Source organism: Campylobacter ornithocola, from assembly GCF_013201605.1.
In the GTDB taxonomy this organism is placed as follows: domain Bacteria; phylum Campylobacterota; class Campylobacteria; order Campylobacterales; family Campylobacteraceae; genus Campylobacter_D; species Campylobacter_D ornithocola.
In genome coordinates this window covers 1,334,129-1,350,657 of sequence record NZ_CP053848.1, presented here as the reverse complement: position 1 = coordinate 1,350,657, position 16,529 = coordinate 1,334,129, and the positions used below count along the sequence as shown (strand labels likewise).

Genomic DNA, 16,529 nt, shown 5'->3' with positions numbered 1-16,529 from the left:
TGTATAATTTAAGATTTTAATTTATGAGATTTTATAAAGGAAAAAACTTGTTAAAATATATACTATGTTTGTGTTTGTTTTTGAATACTTTAGTTTTAGCAAATGACTTTGAAGATTTTGAACAAGAATATCAAAAAAAAGAAATCGAAGATAGCTTTTACACTTACAATAAAGCTATGAGTAAATTTAATTATGATCTTTATACTTATTTTTTAAGACCGGTTGCACTTTCTTATAAAAGTGTTGTTCCAAGCTTTGTAAGAACAGGAGTAAAAAATGCTTTTGATACCACAAGATCGCCTTTTAGATTTATCAATCATCTTTTAAGTTTAGAGTTTAGAAAAGCTGGCGAAGAATTTGGAAGATTTTGTGTGAATGTGATTTTTGGATTTGGTTTGCTAGATAGTGCGAGTAAAACTTCTCTAAAAAGTTATGAAGCTGATTTTGGAACAACTTTGGGTAAATGGGGAGTAGGTAGTGGACCGCATTTGGTATTGCCAGTTTTGGGTCCTTATAATGTAAGAGATGCCTTAGCTTTGCCGGTTGATTGGTTTATGGTACCTGAAGGATATATTGAAAATTTTTGGGTTGGTGTTGGTGTAAATGCTACATTAAAACTTAATGAATTGAGTTTTGAGCATGAAAAAATAGATGATATTTACCAAAATAGTGTAGATTATTATACTTTCATACGTGATGCATATGAGCAAAGACGCCAAGAACTCATCAAATCAAGGAGATAAAATGAAAAAAATTGTAGTATTATTTTTTAGTATAGTATTTGCTTTTGCTTTAAATTTACAAGATATTTCTAAAACTATGCAAGAAAAAATTGATGAGAGTTTAAAAATTTTAGATCAAAATAAAAATGACAAAAGTAAGGCAGCTGAGAAAATTTTTGCTTTGTTTGATGGTGTTTTTGATTATGAGCTTATGGCTAAACTTAGTCTTTCTGTAAGATATGAAAAATTAAGCGAAAATGAAAAAAATCAATTTAACAAGGCTTTTGAAAAAAATCTTAAAAAAAGTTTTACTGATAAACTTGCTTTATATGACTCACAAAAACTAAAAGTAATTGATTTAGAAGAAAAAAATAAAAGAGCTTTTCTGAAAACTTCTATGATAGTAGATGGCAAGGAAAATTTTGTAATTTTTAAATTTTATAACAAAAATAATGATTGGCAAATTTATGATGTGGATATTTTTGGTATAAGCATCATACAAACTTATCGCTCGCAATTTAAAGATGTTTTGCAAAATGGTGACTTTAAAACCTTGCTTGAAAAGCTTTCTAGTGTTGATTTTTCTAAATAATGCTAAGCAAAATTTTAAAAATTTTTCTTAATTTTCCAAAACTAACTTTGGGAATTACTTTAGTTTTTTGTATATTTTTTAGCTTTTTTATTAAAAATTTGAGCGTTGATGCAAGTGCTGAAAGCTTACTTTTAGAACATGATAAAGGGTTGAAATTATATAGAGAAGTTTCAGCGCGTTATGGTAATGATAACTTTTTAATGCTTGCTTTCGCTCCTAAAGATAAAGATATTTTTGCTAAAGATAATTTAGAAACTATAAAAAATTTAACTCTTGATTTAGAAAAAATTAATGGAGTGCAAAAGGTATTTTCTATTGCTAATGCACCTTTACTCACAAGCTCTAAAACAAAAGAATTAAAAGAGATTATTCAAAATATACCTAATATTTTTAGTCAAGATGTGGATATTAATTTAGCAAAAAATGAAATTTTAAACCAACCCTTTTATAAGAAAAATATCATCTCAAAAGATGGAAAAACTACAGGAATTTTGATTTATCTTGCACCTGATCTTGTTTATAATGACTTGATTAATTCAAGGGATAATGCAAAAAATGAAAATGAAAAAGAGCTTTTTAGAACTTTAATAAAAAAACATCAAGAAAGTTCAAGAGAATTTAGTGCAAAAAGACTAGAAGAAATTACTAAAGTAGTATCTAAATATAGCCAAAACGGAGACTTTTTACACCTTGGCGGTGTAGAAATGATCGCTAATGATATGATTAATTATGTAAAAAGTGATTTAAAAATTTACGGACTTAGCTTAATAGGGCTTTTATTTATAGCACTTTGGTGGTTTTTTGGCTCTTTGCGTTTAGTTTTTTTGGCTTTGGGAATTTGTGTGATTTCGCTTTTTACTTCAAGTGGGATTTTTGCACTTTTGGGTTTTGATATCACAGTAGTTTCTTCAAACTATGTAGCTTTGGTGCTTATCATCACAGTTTCTGTTGTGATACATTTAATCGTGCATTTTATAGAAAATTTGCACAAACACCCAAAAGCTAGTGTTTACAAGATCTTGCTTTCAACCTTACTTGATAAGGCAAGCCCTAGTTTTTTTGCTATTTTAACTACGGTTGTTGGTTTTTTAAGTTTTGTTTTTTCAGATATAGAACCCATCATCAAGCTTGGTATTATGATGAGTCTTGGCATTAGCGTGAGTTTGATCTTAGCTTATATTTATTTTGCAAGTATTTTGGTCTTAATGCCACGTTTGGAGTTTAAAAAACTTAATCAAAGTTCATTGAAATTTTTAAGTTTTTGTGCAAATGTAAGTTTAAAACATAGAAAAATTATCTATGGTATTAGTTTGTTTTGTGTGGTTTTTGCTTTATTTGGAATTTTGCAAATCAAAGTAGAAAATAGCTTTGTAAGCTATTTTAAAGATAGTTCTAGAATAAAACAAGGTTTGTTGATCATAGATAAAGAGCTAGGTGGAACCATGCCTTTAGATGTGATTGTCAAATTTAAGCAAAGTCCAAAACAAAACGAAAGTTTAGATGAGTTTGAGCAAGAATTTGATGATTTAGCTAAAGATGATAGGTATTTTTTTAGTAGTGAAAAAACAAGAATTGCTACTAAGGTTCATGAGTTTTTAAGTGCACAAAAATATGTAGGCTCTGTACTTAGTTTACAAAGTTTATTAGAGCTTGGAAAAAGCATTAATGATGGTAAGGCTTTAGATGATTTTGCTTTAGCGTTTTTATATGAAAATTTAGATGAGAACTTTAAAAAGCAAGTTTTAACCCCTTATGTAAGTGTAGAAAATAACGAGTTGCGATTTAGCGTGCGTATGCTAGATAGTGATCCAAACTTAAGACGCGATGTTTTTTTAAAACAACTTGAAAAAGATTTAAATGTGCTTTTGCAAAATGATAACGTAGAAGTTAAAATCAGCGGTATCATGCCTTTATATAATAATATGCTTCAAAGTCTTTTTTCATCACAATTTGATACTTTAGCTTTTGTGGTGCTTGTGATTTTTGCTTTATTTGTGGTGATTTTTAGAAGTTTTGTTTATGCTTTTGTGGCGATTTTGGCTAATCTCATACCTTTAGCTTTGGTATTTGGTTTAATGGGTGTTTTAAATATACCACTTGATATTATGAGTATTACCATAGCCGCTATTTGTATAGGAATAGGGGTTGATGATATGATTCATTATATTCATCGTTTTAAAGAAGAATTAAAACATAAAAGTTTAGAAGAAGCTATAAAGGCTTCGCATATAGGTATAGGAAGTGCGATTTATTATACTAGTGTTACGATTATCTTAGGCTTTTTAGTGATGATTAGTAGTAATTTTATCCCGACGATTTATTTTGGTTTGCTTACGGTTTTGGCTATGAGTTTGCTTTTGTTTGGTTCGCTTTTTTTGTTGCCAAGTTTTATTTTAAGTTATCATTATCTTAAGCAAAATTATAATAAAGCATAACCCAAAGCACATAAGCACCAAAAGCAATAAGCATATATTTTATAAATTGTTTCATATTACTCCATCTTTTCTAATACTCTTAAGATATAAGTAGCAAACATTAGAGCTTGCGAGCGGTGTGAAATTTTTAATTTTACTTGCTCATCTAATTCACCTAAAGTTTTATCAAAACCTTTTGGGATAAATAAAGGATCATAACCAAAGCCATTATTACCCTTTGGAGTGTCAATAGCAAGACCATGCATATATCCATGTGTGCTAAAATGTCCATACTTTGAGCTTATAGCTATGGCTGCAGTGTAAAAAGCTTTACTTTGGTGTAGGTTTTTTTCATGTAAAGCTTGAATGAGTTTTTTTCTATTAGCCTCATCAGTGCCTTCTTGAGAGTATCTTGCAGAAAAAATCCCTGGTGCATTATCCAAAGCCTCTACGCTTATACCGCTATCATCGCTTAAGGTAATAAATTCATCTTGTTTTTTATCTAAAGCATTAAAAATAGCCTTAGATTTTATCAAAGCATTTTCTTTAAAACTTGCACCATCTTCGATGATCTCAAAAGGAGTGATGATTTCGTTTAAGGCATAAATTTCATAAGTAGTTAAAAATTTTTTGATTTCTTCTACTTTGTGTGTATTAGAAGTTGCTAGAATGATTTTTAATTTTTTCTTCATAAATTACTCTTTTTATTTTAACTTTAAAAAAAGTTTATCAAAATCATAGTAAAATTATCCTTTATAAGGAGAGAAGATGTTAAAAACCGTTTTACCTTTGTCTTTTATCGTAGGAACTAGATTTTTTGGATTGTTTATAGTTTTACCGGTTTTAAGTTTATATGCTTTAAATTTAAAAGGAGCTAATGAGTTTTTAGTAGGGCTTTTAGTAGGCGTGTATGCCTTAACTCAAATGGCATTACAAGTTCCTTTTGGTATGATTTCAGATAAAATAGGACGTAAAAAAACCATGTTAATAGGACTTGTGGTATTTATCATAGGTTCTTTGGTGTGTTCATATGCTGATGATATTTATACGATGATGTTTGGAAGATTGTTGCAAGGAGCAGGGGCTATAGGAGCAGTGGCCACTGCTATGATAAGTGATTTTATCAATGAAGAAAATCGTGGCAAGGCTATGGCTATCATGGGTTCATTTATAGGGCTTTCTTTTGCGGCTTCTTTGGTGCTTTCTCCATTAATGAGTGCTAAATTTGGGCTTTCTAGTTTGTTTGATTTGAGTGCAATTTTGAGTTTGATTTGTATAGTGCTTTTATTTAGTGTTGTACCAAAAGAGCATACAATAGTACATGAAAATACTAAAACCCCATTAAAAAAACTTTTAAAAGAAAAAAACCTAGCCTTAATGAATCTTACCAATTGTATGCAAAAAATGCTTATGAGTGTAGCATTTTTAAGCATCCCTTTGGTTTTGGTGCATGAGTTTAACTACCCAAGTGAGAATTTATGGCATGTTTATGTTAGTTCTATGGTGCTTGGCTTTTTGGCTATGGGTTTATCAGGATCTTTAGGAGAAAAAAGAGGTTTAAGTAAAGAAATTTTACTTTTAGGTGTGGCATTTTTTATCATTGCTTATGTTATATTTGCCTTTTCGCATAATGCCTTAGTGTTTATGGTAGGTGTTGTAGTGTTTTTTATAGGATTTAACCTACATGAGCCTATCATGCAAAGTTGTGCGAGTAAATTTGCTAAGGTAAATGAAAAAGGTGCGGCTTTAGGTGTGTTTAATGCTTTTGGTTATTTTGGAAGCTTTTTAGGTGGTGTTGTAGGGGGATATTTTTTACATCATTTTAGCTTAGTTACTCTTGCTTTTATTTTGATAGCCTTGTCTTTGATTTGGTTTATCTTACTTTTATTTTTACAAAGTCCAGCTGATTTTAAAAATATCTATTTATCTTTAGAAACAAAACACGATTTAAATATGATTAAAAGTATAAATGGGGTTTTAGATGTATATAAAAACTCTAAATTTCTAGTGGTAAAATATAATAAAAAAATCATCAACGAAGAAGAACTTAAGTCTAAAATTTAGCACTACCCACTTAAGCACTTCTTTATAAATATAATATTAACATACATAAATTTTTATTAAAGGATTTATTATGTCAATATTTACTCCACGGGGGGGGGGAATCGAATAATTTTGATTTAACTCCTTCTTATAAAAAACTTTCAAAACAAATTCTTCTTTCAAATATAGTTGCATCTTTGCTCTTTTCATCTTCTTTTGCTTTACCTAGTGGAGGTAAATTTACTCATGACACTAGTGGGAGTATAAGTATTAATGGCAAAGAGATGAATATTGCAGGCAATAAACAAAACTCTATCATACAATGGGGTGGTGGTTTTAGTATAAATAAGGGTGAAAGTGTAAACTTTAAAGGTCAAGGACAAAACTACCTAAACATTGCTCATGGAACAAGTAAATCTACTATAGATGGGTTATTAAATGCAAGTGGTAATAATGTCTTTTTAATCAATCCTAATGGAGTAATCATTACTAAAAATGGAACCATCAATGCTAATCGCTTTGTGGCTTCTACTTCATCTATGAGTGATAATGATATGAAAGCATTTGCTGATTTAACCAAAGAGCAAGGTGCTTCTTTCTCTCCTATATTTAAACCACATAAAGCAGGTAATGTAGTGAATATGGGTAATATTAATGCTAATAATGTATTACTTATAGGGAATAAGGTAGATATACAAGGTGGTAGGTTAGGTAATGAAAAATCTACTACGCATTTAGTTGGAAAAAATGTATATATAGATGCAGATAGCACAAATTTAAATTCCACTATCAATGTAACAGCTACAGAGGGTGGCTATATACAAAGACAAATGATAAATTTTGCAAATGATGGTTATAGATTTGGAAATAATGTAAATATACAAACTACAAATTATACAGATTCTAGTGGCACAACTCACATAGGAAGCTCTAATTTCAAAAAAGCTCTAACCATAGGTAATATGGGTGATGAAAAGAAAAATGCTATAGAGTGGTGGCACTTTGCAAAAGGTTGGAATGAAGATTTAGGTGATATTAGAAATATAGATGAGTTTAGATTAGTAGGAAATATTGACTTTAGTGGTAATCAAGGTAAAGGTGTAGAAGGTAAGGACTGGCAAAACTATGCAAACTTTTGGGTGGACTTGAACGGTGATGGTGTAAAACAAGATAATGAATTTACTAATATGATAGTGGGCTATGGAAATTCCCGTAGAGCTAACAATAACAATGAGCCTTGGGTGTCTTTTTATAGTGCTTTTACTAAAACTTTTGATGGACAAGGATATACACTTAAAAATATTAATATAGATATACCTGAGTTACCAAATATTCCAAAAGGACCTGCTGCTGCAATAGGTATATTTGGATCAGCTATTGGTTCTACTTTTAAAAATATTAATATAGATTATCTTAAAGGGAGGGATTGTTGTTGGTGGTAAAGATATTTTAGATACTTATACTGGTGGTTTTATAGGGTTTACATGGGGTAATAATACGATAGATAATATTACTTTAAAAAATATATCAAAAATTGATGTTAATAGAAAGATGGGTAGTTATACTGGTGGTTTTGCTGGCGAAATTGCTGGAGATGTGTCTAATATTCATATAGAAAATATAGATAGTATTAAAAGTACTGTGTCATACGCTCCTATAAATTATACTGGAGGATTTGTTGGAAGTACCAGTGGAAGATATTCGAATATAGTTTTAAAAAATATAACAAATATTAGCCAATATAATTTTTATAAATCTCTTGTAGGAGGCACTAATATCGGAGGATTTGCTGGAAATGCCAATGGAGTATATAATAATATATATGTAGATGTTGGAAAGATTTATATAAATAAACATCCAGATAGAGGAAGTGCTGGTGGTTTTGCAGGTGAGTATAGAAATCACATGAATGATACTATTAACAACTCATATTTTTCCAATATAAAATTAGAAATAGATGAGTTTAGTGGTATTCCTGGTTATGGAGGAGGGGTAGGATCTTTTTTTGGGTATGTCGGATTAGATGTTTATGATTCACAGTCAATATCTTTTGAAGATATAGCAATAAAAATTGGCATAAGTAGCACAAGTAGTTTTATTGGTGGATTACATACAGATAATATAGCCGACTTTTCAAATATTTATATGTATTTTGATCAATTTTCAAAAAATCCATTTGGAGGTAAATTTTTTAATGATTTTTCTAATTCAAAATTTACCCTATCCAACATCCACATCTACCACCATGAAAACGATTTAACCAACGCAACTGCCGATCAAGCTTACTGGAATGATTTTAATAAAAATGGTTATGTTTCAGATAAAATAAACATTCACACCTATAATGATAATACTCAAGAAAGTGTTTATAAAGACTTTTTATCTAAGGCAAATACTATAGAAAAACCTAATATAACACCACCATCTAATCCAACAGATCCTACTAATCCAAGTAATCCTGATGTTGTTTTAGGTAGTGATGATGTAATTAGCAAAGAAGATTTAAACCAATGGCTTGATGAAATATTTGCAGGAAATTACTGGGTAGATATAAAAGATCTTGATAAAATTCATGGCCTAAATGAAAGTATCATTCAAAGTATATCTTTCTTAGAAGCTTTATATGGTCAAGAAGGTATGAAAGATATATTGGAAAAATTCCATAATGATTATAAAACAGCTTATTCTAAGTATGAGGAATTTAAAAACAATAAAGCAGAACTTTTAGCTTTTATCAATGAAAAGTTAAAACCTTTAGTAGAACACTCTAATAATTCTCTAAAACAACTACTAACCAAACAAAAAGAACTTGATAGTGTTGTTAAAGCTTATAATGCTTATGTAGAATTAATCAATAAAGGTTTAGCAAGTAAAAATGATCAAGAATTTAAAACCTTAGAAAATAAATTAAATTCTTTAATGAGTGAAAGTCAAATTCTAGCTAATAGTATTTCTAATAATCAAATGCTATTAGAAAAATGGCAAGGAAAAACAAATACTGATTCTAATGGTCATTTTACTATCAAAGGTGCCTTTGCTAATGCTATATTAAATACAAATCCTGACTTAAAAGAAATAACTGGAGATGGTGGAAGTATAGATGATCCAAACAGACCAGAACTTCCCGCAACAGATCTAACCTTCGAACAAACTGCTTCACTTAATCTAATAGGTAATAATAGCTTAGAAGAAGAGGAAGAACAAGAAGAAATAGAAGAAGCTTCTATGAATCAAAGAGGTAAAACCTGCATAGTAAGTGATAATTATAAAACTATGAATCCTTGTGTGGTTGGAAGTTTTTAATAATCTATACTGCTTTGGCAGTATAGATTATAGGAAATGCTTTTCTTTTAAAATTACATATAATTTTAAAGTTGAAATAAAAAAAGTCAAAATAGCAGGCCCGAGGATAATACCCCAAAAACCAAAGCTTGAAATTCCTGCTATCATTGCAAAGAAAATTAAAAGTTCGTTAATTTGCGTTGGAATTTGAACAAGTTTTGTGTTGATCCATTTGATGATATAAGGTTTTACTAAAGTATCTGCAATAAAAGATATCATTACCACACTATAGATGAAAATTATCAAAGCACCACTTAGGTTGTTGTTTGCAAATTCATATAGCGAAACAGGCACATAAACTAAAGCTCCGCCTACTACAGGTATCAAAGAACTAAAGCAAAATAATATCCCCATCAAGATAGCATCATAGCCATAAAATTTCACTATAATAGCAAAAAGTATCCCTTGTAAAATAGCATTTAACACCATAGAGTAAAACACAACAGACATTACATTACTCACTTCGCTTAAAATGCCTTGTGTTTCTTCTTTTTTCATAGGTACTATGGTTTTTATATAGCCAATGAGTTGGGCTCCATAAAGATTAGCAAAGAAATAAAATACGCAAATTAACACCATATCGGTTAAAAATTTTGTACCAAATTTAGTTGCACTTGAAAGATAGGTTAAAATGTTTTTGGAGATGGAATTTAAATCAATACTTGCTAATGCTTCTTTGATTTTAGGCTCTATAAAACTTAAAGACTCAGGTAAATGTAAAGAATAATTTTTAAAATACTCTATGGTATTGTGAAAATAGCTTATGTCAAAACCTTTTGCAGCTTTTACTAGTTCGATGATGGCATAAACAAAAGGTATAAAAAACAAAGCTAACATAAAAGCGGTAGTAGCAGCAGCTGCGACAACTTTTTTGCCTTTGAAGATACTCAAAAATTTAACATTAACATTTGAAGTAGAAACAGCCATCAAACTTGCTATGGCTATATTCATCAAAAAAGGTTTAAATAAAAAAAGCACCCAAAATAAAATGATTAAAATAAAGCTAATCAAGAAAAAGTTACTACTTTTCATCAAATAAACCTTTGTTATATTTTAGTTTTAACACATCAAAGCTTTTTAAACTCGCGATACGACCTTTGGCTGTTCTTTCTATATAGCCATTTGCTAGTAAATATGGCTCTATCACATCTTCTATAGTATTTTCATCTTCGCTTAATGCTGCAGCTATACTTGAAAGTCCTATGGGTTTTCTTTTAGCTTCAGTTAAAAGTTCTAAATACCGCAAATCCATCGCATCAAAACCAAGCTCATTTACCCCTAAAGAATCAAGTGCTTCTTTAGCTCTTTTTTCGCTAATGATTTCCTCATCATTAACATCAGCAAAGTCTCTTACACGCTTAAGTAATCTTAGTGCAATCCTTGGGGTGGAACGACTGCGTTTGGCTATTTCTAAAGAAGCTTTTTTTTCACAAGTCTTATTAAGCTTTAGGGCTGCTTTTTCTAAAATGATAGCAAGTTCTTCATTTTTATAAAATTCTAAGCGAAATTGCATACCAAAGCGATCGCGTAAAGGATTGCTTAGCATACCTGCTCTTGTAGTAGCACCAATGAGTGTAAATTTAGGCAAATCAATTTTTATCGTTTGTGCAGCAGGACCGCTACCGATGATAATATCAAGACGAAAATCTTCCATAGCAGGATAAAGCACTTCTTCTATGGCAGGACTTAAACGATGAATTTCATCGATAAATAAAATATCCCCCTCGCTAAGGTTAGTTAAAATCGCAGCCAAATCTCCGCTTTTTTCTATCATGGGTGCAGCAGTAGTTTTGATATTTGCATTCATTTCATAAGAGATAATGTTGGCTAGAGTTGTCTTACCAAGCCCTGCAGGTCCACTAAAAAGGATATGATCTAGGCATTCATTTCTTTTTTTAGCAGCTTTGATAAAAATTTCTAAATTTTTTTTAATATTTTCTTGTCCTATGTAGCCATCAAAATTTGAAGGTCTAAGGCTTGTTTCATAAGTTTCATCAGGGGAGAATTTTTCAATCTCTACAATTCTATCCATATTTTTTCCATTTTATTTTGTAAGAAATTTTAATTTTATCTAAAATTTGCTAAAATAAATATTTAAGCTTAGATTATAGAAGTTTTTATGGGAATTTTAGAGCAATTAGAGTTAGATTACGAGCTTGAAGAAATCGAGCGTTTTTTGTATTTTTTTAGAAGTCTTTGTGATGTTTTAGAGCCTTTGATAGTAAAATTAAGCAGTGATGGCTTAAAGTACAAAGAAGCTTTAAAAGACTTAGAGCAAAACATCCACAATGTAGTTTGGGCTGCTAAAAGATTAAATTTAGATGAAATTGTAAATTTTTGCACATTTTGTGAAGAGATTATGCAAGAAGCAACTAAATTTGATGGTCCTGCTAGTGATGAATTTGTAGATTGGATGTTTTTAGTAGGTGAACAGCTTGATAGATATTGCAGTGATTATGAAAAAAATGCTTCTTTTTTAAGTGTATTTAATCCTCAAATTGCAAATGTTCCTGATAAAATTTCTAAATAATGGGGACGACTTGGCTTCGACAGGAGTAGAGTGGCCTTGGTGGCATGTCGCTTTGAGCAAAGCGTATAAAGCTCAAATTAAAATTAAACGCAAACAACGTTAAATTTGCTCCTGCTTACGCTAAAGCTGCGTAAGTTCAGTTGAGCCTGAATTTTAAGTGATACTATCTAGCTTAGAATTTGGTCATTTTTGATAGTGTAGATTGAAATTTGACAAGTTTTGATTGAAGTTAAAGTCTTAGTCTAGCTTAAAATTTTGGAAGGTGAGTTTGGCTAGATGAAATTTTCACCTTTGCTAAGCATGTAGATGCCGTGGTTGTTTTATTTTTGGACAGGGGTTCAATTCCCCTCGTCTCCACCATAAATAGCTCTCATTTTATTTTTATGTTTATATTAAAAATTCATCAAAACTACTAACAAATTTATCATTTATCTTAATGTCTTTATTTATAAAAAATGGCAAAGACTGAAGAGTTAAATCTTTATTATATTCAGTAGATATTATTTTTCCTTTTAAAGTTTCTAAGAATTCTTCTTTCCAGGTATCTTTTGCTCCAGCTAAATACTCTCCTTTTATTTCTATAAAACATTGTATGCTTAAAAAATTATCATCATCTTTATTTTTCTTACCAAAGAAAATAAAATCAGGTTCAAATCCCATTGCATAAGTAACTTTATCTTTTCTATTATCGTAAATTTTAAATTCTTCAAAGCCTTCATTTCTTATAACAAACCATTTAGAAAACACTTTATTTATCTCATCTTTTTTATTTTCTATAAAATTTAAAAATTCTTTTTCTAAATTACTATCAAAACAAAAAGTTTTATGATAAAGCCATTCAAAATTCATTTCTTCAAATTTATCATTATTTTTAAATACTACTTTATTACCTATATTAAATTTATGAGTTTGAAACTCACTTACTTCATATTCTTGTTTTATTCTTTGTTTTAATGATTTGAAATTTTCTAAAACATATTTAGCTATTTCAAGATTATTTTCTTGATTAAATTTTTGTTTTTTTGAAAAACACACATATATATCTTTTAAACAATTTTCTATAAAATCTTTTTTACTTTCAAAATTAAAATTTTCATTTATATTTTTAAAATCAACCCCTAATATATTCATTGCTTTTAAAAAATATTTATTATCTATATTATCTAGTTTTGAAAGTTTTTGAAGATCATATTCTTCTTTTATTTCTTCAAATTTCTCTTCACTTTCTTTTATAGAATTTGAAAAATAAGGAATTTGCAAACCTTTTATTTTTTGCTCCATCTCAATTCTTGTAATACTAAAATTTTTCAAATCACGCTTTTTAATTCTTTTATTATTAGCACAATAAATTTTGCTATTTTTAATAATCTCTTTTATTTTTTCATTTACTATTAAATCCACGCGCTTTTTTTCTTCTTCAAATAATAATCCTTCTTTATTCATACTTTCATTAAGATTTTTAATAAATTCTACATCATTTCTAGTGTGATAGCTTAATCTTTCTAATGCATTTAATTCATTATCTAAGTCATTGTCAAATTTTCTTCTAAATTTAAACTCATCGTCAAAATAAAACAAATCGCTTTTGAAAGGATAATATCTAGCACCTCTTCCTATAAGTTGTGCTTCTTTAGTGGTTATAGCCTTACTTGATTTTTTATTTCCAAGCCTAACTATATCAAAAAGATTTAAAACATCCCAACCTTCATTAAGTTTATCAACGCAAAAAATAACTCTTATTTGATTATTTTTATCTTCCAAACTATTAAGTAAAATTTGATTTTTTTCGAGTTCTTTATCGTCATTTGTATTTAATATAAAAAGTGGTTTAAAATTGTTTTTTAAAAAATTTACAATAGTTTTTGCATAAGTATTTTGATATTCTTTTTTAAAAAACTCTAAACTTTTATTTAAAAGATCACTTTCTTTGTTTATATTTTTATAAAAATCTTCTATATGCAAGCTTTCTAAATTATCTATAAAATCTATAAATTTTTCTTGATTTTGCATAGATTCTTTTATAGATTCACTTTTGAATAAAATAACAGGTTTTAAAACTATATTATATTTTTGAGCTAATAACTCTCTATAAAGACTACAAAGTACTGCTCCTAAAAATCTATATTCTAACTCATTATTATCATATTTAACTAAAAATATGCGTTTAGAGTATCCATCTTTACAAAATTCTTTTAAAGTATATTCATAAATAATTTTATCTTGATATTTTTCTAATACATTAAATTCTTGCGGAATAGTAGCACTAAATTCAAATAATAAATTTTCATTATTACTTTCATAAGCTCTTTTTACAATAGCCTCCCAACCTTCTTTAATCTCATTTTCATTTTTATTTTTAGTATCACTATTTAAATGATGAGCTTCATCGGCTAAAAATACAAGCTTTTTATCTTTTAAATCTTCAAAGCTTAAAGAATTTTCTCTTTCATTTTTAAAAAGAGAAAATAAAGCTTGTATAGTTGTAAAATATATATTGATACATTCATCTTTACTTTCAAAAAGATTGTTAATGATGTTAATTTCTATATTTTTAGAATCTATATTTATATTTTCTTTAAAAAGATATTTGCTTGAATACTTGTTAGCAAAATTTGCTTTTGTTTTTTCTAAAATAGAAGTAGAATTTACAAAAAATATAAAATCTTTATAACCTTTTTTATAACAATCTAGCATTAAAGCCGCCATTATAAGTGTTTTTCCACTTCCTGTTGCCATATTAAACATTAAATGTCTTTGTTTTATGCTATCAAAATTTGCATAATAATACTTTAGAGCTTTTTCTTGATAAATTCTTAATTCTTTTGATAAATTCTCTTTTACATAAAAAGGAATTTCTATTTGTTCTATGCCTCTTTTTCCAAATTCTTCTTGTAAAAGCTCGTGTAGTTTTTTATTAAACATTTTCATCACCATAAAATATTTCATTAAGTTTTATTGTTTCTTTAGACAAGGCATAATCTTTATCTTTTATATCACCATATAAAACATAATCCATATTATAATCTAATGCTAAATTTAAAATTTGCTTTTTATCTTCTAAGCTTAACTCTTTAAAATCTTTATCTTTTAAAATTTCATTTATATCTACTCTATAATCTAAAAAAGCTTTAGTTTTTAACTCTTGATAAATACTATCTAGTTCTTTTTCATCATTTAAATTTTTTATTTTTTCTTTATAAATTGCATTAAGTGGCATAAGCTCAGCATAAACAAAGCTCCCACCACCTTGCCATTGCACTGCCTTACTAATACCACCTTGTTCACCCTCTATGACTTTTTTAAGTCTTTCTTTTGTAATGTCTTTTATATAATCCATTTGCTCTATGCCTATCCATTTGCGTTTCATTTTATGTGCTACTGCTAAAGTGGTGCCACTTCCTGCAAAAAAATCCATTACTATGTCGTTTTCATTTGTGGAAATTTCAATTATTCTTTGAAGTAAGGCTTCAGGTTTTTTACCATTTTTTAATGTAATTTGCCCTTCGTTTGATATGCCCTGCCAAAAATCATCAGTAAAAATATTTGTTATATAATCCAATTTTATAAGATATTTATTTTTTTTATCAATTTTTGAAAAATTTTTAAGCATTAAAACATCTTCATTTTTATAAATTAATTTTTGCTTTCCTTCTTGTTCAATAATAAATAAATCACTATCTATATTGCTTAAGCTTATAATATTTCTTATTTTACTCTCATTATAATTAGGTGCAGTTCTAAATATATAATCTATATTTTTATAAAAAAAATCTTTAGTTTTATTATTACTCGGTATATTACTTATATCATAATCTTTTTTGTTAAGATAGTATATATTTTCACTTTCAGAAAGTTGTATCTTTTTTGATAAATCAAGTTTTAAAAATATCTTATTATAGTTATTTTTAGTTTTATCAACATCACTTCCTATAATAGAAGTATCAATTTTCAAAACCTTAAAATTCCACATCAATTTATTTTTCGTATAACATAATATATATTCAGCACAATCAAAAAATGCTTTTTTTCCGCTACCAACACCACTAGGTGATTTTACCTTACAAGTAATAGTATTAATAAAATTATCTCTTCCAAAAATTTCATCCATAAGCACTTTTAAATACGCTTGCTCATTATCATCACATTGCACAAAAATCACACCATCATCTCTTAAAAATTCTCTAGCGATTTCTAAACGATTTTTCATAAAAGTAAGCCAAGTAGAATGATTAAATTTATCATTGTAATTAAAACTATCATTACCTGTATTATAAGGTGGATCAATATAGATAAGTTTTACTTTATTTGCGTATTTACATTTTAAAGAATGTAAGGCTAAAAGATTATTTCCCTTAAGAAGTAAATTAGTATCTAAAAGTGAATTTTTTAAATCCCCCCCCCCTATGAGCTTAAAGCCACACAAAGCCTTTAGAGAAAATAAAACATCTATTTCATCACGAGCTAATATTTCATTAAAAAATATTTCTTTACTTTTTGTCTCATCTTTGCTTTGTCCGCCTTTTATAACACCATCTTTAAAAGCAAAATTTAATACTACTTCGTTATTTGTTTTTAAAAGAGATTTTGTTTTATTTGCAAGTCCTATTTTGTTAGCATAGCTTGTGAAACTACCACTTAAATTTTTAAGATCTAAAAATGTTAAAAATTCATTTATTTTAAAAATCAAAGCTTTTTTATTAAAAATAAAAAATCTACTTTTAAATTCTTCTTTATATTCACTTTCTTCTAAAAGATAATCAAATAATTTCTCATCATAATTTTGTGCTAAATTTCTAACTTGTCCTAAAGTTTCAAAGCGTTCTTGCAAATCTTGCAATAATTTATCTTTTAGCATTTATTTCCTTTTTTAATTGACTATAGTTTAT

General features: G+C 28.2%; 12 protein-coding genes and 1 other RNA gene. 8 read left to right on the top strand and 5 right to left on the bottom strand.

All coding sequences use genetic code 11. The features are described 5' to 3' along the window. Positions 1-47: 47 nt before the first annotated feature. The 3 genes from CORN_RS06850 to CORN_RS06840 are packed head-to-tail and all read left to right on the top strand — an operon-like array spanning position 48 to position 3,749. Positions 48-743, top strand: coding sequence for an MlaA family lipoprotein (locus CORN_RS06850; protein WP_094750262.1), 696 nt, complete (start codon positions 48-50; stop codon positions 741-743). Between the two features lies 1 nt (position 744). After that, a complete protein-coding gene (locus tag CORN_RS06845) occupies positions 745-1,314 on the top strand; it encodes a Tgt2/MlaC family protein (protein WP_066006655.1) in 570 nt (189 codons plus the stop codon). Then, entirely contained in the window at positions 1,314-3,749 is a 2,436-nt protein-coding gene (locus CORN_RS06840) for an efflux RND transporter permease subunit (RefSeq protein WP_066006657.1), read from the top strand. Before CORN_RS06845 ends, CORN_RS06840 begins: the two co-directional genes overlap by 1 nt. A gap of 56 nt (positions 3,750-3,805) precedes the next feature. On the opposite strand, the gene CORN_RS06835 is transcribed toward CORN_RS06840, so the two are convergent. After that, on the bottom strand, positions 3,806-4,420 hold the full coding sequence (locus CORN_RS06835) for a non-canonical purine NTP pyrophosphatase (RefSeq protein WP_066006659.1): 615 nt from the start codon (positions 4,418-4,420) through the stop codon (positions 3,806-3,808). 76 nt (positions 4,421-4,496) lie between these two features. On the opposite strand from CORN_RS06835, the gene CORN_RS06830 reads away from it, so the two are divergent. From CORN_RS06830 to CORN_RS06820, 3 genes are all read left to right on the top strand, one after another. Then, positions 4,497-5,792, top strand: coding sequence for an MFS transporter (locus CORN_RS06830; RefSeq protein ID WP_066006661.1), 1,296 nt, complete (start codon positions 4,497-4,499; stop codon positions 5,790-5,792). A gap of 176 nt (positions 5,793-5,968) precedes the next feature. After that, positions 5,969-7,213: a two-partner secretion domain-containing protein gene (locus CORN_RS06825; protein WP_066006663.1), complete on the top strand. Its 1,245-nt coding sequence runs from the start codon at positions 5,969-5,971 to the stop codon at positions 7,211-7,213. 109 nt (positions 7,214-7,322) lie between these two features. Further along, a complete protein-coding gene (locus CORN_RS06820; protein WP_172663995.1) occupies positions 7,323-9,074 on the top strand; it encodes a coiled-coil domain-containing protein in 1,752 nt (583 codons plus the stop codon). Positions 9,075-9,101: 27 nt separating this feature from the next. On the opposite strand, the gene CORN_RS06815 is transcribed toward CORN_RS06820, so the two are convergent. After that, positions 9,102-10,145 (bottom strand): AI-2E family transporter, encoded by a 1,044-nt coding sequence (locus CORN_RS06815; protein WP_066008538.1) that lies wholly within the window; start codon positions 10,143-10,145, stop codon positions 9,102-9,104. Further along, positions 10,135-11,145, bottom strand: coding sequence for a Holliday junction branch migration DNA helicase RuvB (gene ruvB, locus CORN_RS06810; protein ID WP_039619088.1), 1,011 nt, complete (start codon positions 11,143-11,145; stop codon positions 10,135-10,137). Before ruvB ends, CORN_RS06815 begins: the two co-directional genes overlap by 11 nt. 87 nt (positions 11,146-11,232) lie before the next feature. Here ruvB and CORN_RS06805 point away from each other — a divergent pair, with 87 nt between their 5' ends. Both CORN_RS06805 and ssrA read left to right on the top strand, forming a co-directional pair. After that, positions 11,233-11,643 carry a histidine phosphotransferase gene (locus tag CORN_RS06805; protein ID WP_066008537.1) on the top strand — a complete coding sequence of 137 codons (411 nt, stop codon included), beginning with the start codon at positions 11,233-11,235 and terminating at the stop codon, positions 11,641-11,643. Position 11,644: 1 nt separating this feature from the next. After that, positions 11,645-12,003: a transfer-messenger RNA gene (ssrA, locus tag CORN_RS06800) on the top strand. 27 nt (positions 12,004-12,030) lie between these two features. Here ssrA and CORN_RS06795 read toward each other — a convergent pair. Beyond that, positions 12,031-14,565 carry a DEAD/DEAH box helicase family protein gene (locus CORN_RS06795; protein WP_066008543.1) on the bottom strand — a complete coding sequence of 845 codons (2,535 nt, stop codon included), beginning with the start codon at positions 14,563-14,565 and terminating at the stop codon, positions 12,031-12,033. After that, entirely contained in the window at positions 14,558-16,498 is a 1,941-nt protein-coding gene (locus tag CORN_RS06790; protein WP_066008536.1) for a site-specific DNA-methyltransferase, read from the bottom strand. The genes CORN_RS06795 and CORN_RS06790 overlap by 8 nt, the downstream gene beginning before the upstream one ends. Between the last annotated feature and the right edge of the window lie 31 nt (positions 16,499-16,529).

What these genes read in the sequence shown, in the direction of transcription:
- CORN_RS06805 (WP_066008537.1), top strand. Translation starts at nt 11,233, where the DNA reads ATGGGAATTTTAGAGCAATTAGAGTTAGATTACGAGCTTGAAGAAATC.
- CORN_RS06845 (WP_066006655.1), top strand. Translation starts at nt 745, where the DNA reads ATGAAAAAAATTGTAGTATTATTTTTTAGTATAGTATTTGCTTTTGCT.
- CORN_RS06835 (WP_066006659.1), bottom strand. Translation starts at nt 4,420, where the DNA reads ATGAAGAAAAAATTAAAAATCATTCTAGCAACTTCTAATACACACAAA.
- CORN_RS06795 (WP_066008543.1), bottom strand. Translation starts at nt 14,565, where the DNA reads ATGTTTAATAAAAAACTACACGAGCTTTTACAAGAAGAATTTGGAAAA.
- CORN_RS06790 (WP_066008536.1), bottom strand. Translation starts at nt 16,498, where the DNA reads ATGCTAAAAGATAAATTATTGCAAGATTTGCAAGAACGCTTTGAAACT.
- CORN_RS06830 (WP_066006661.1), top strand. Translation starts at nt 4,497, where the DNA reads ATGTTAAAAACCGTTTTACCTTTGTCTTTTATCGTAGGAACTAGATTT.
- CORN_RS06820 (WP_172663995.1), top strand. Translation starts at nt 7,323, where the DNA reads ATGGGTAGTTATACTGGTGGTTTTGCTGGCGAAATTGCTGGAGATGTG.
- CORN_RS06840 (WP_066006657.1), top strand. Translation starts at nt 1,314, where the DNA reads ATGCTAAGCAAAATTTTAAAAATTTTTCTTAATTTTCCAAAACTAACT.
- CORN_RS06815 (WP_066008538.1), bottom strand. Translation starts at nt 10,145, where the DNA reads ATGAAAAGTAGTAACTTTTTCTTGATTAGCTTTATTTTAATCATTTTA.
- ruvB (WP_039619088.1), bottom strand. Translation starts at nt 11,145, where the DNA reads ATGGATAGAATTGTAGAGATTGAAAAATTCTCCCCTGATGAAACTTAT.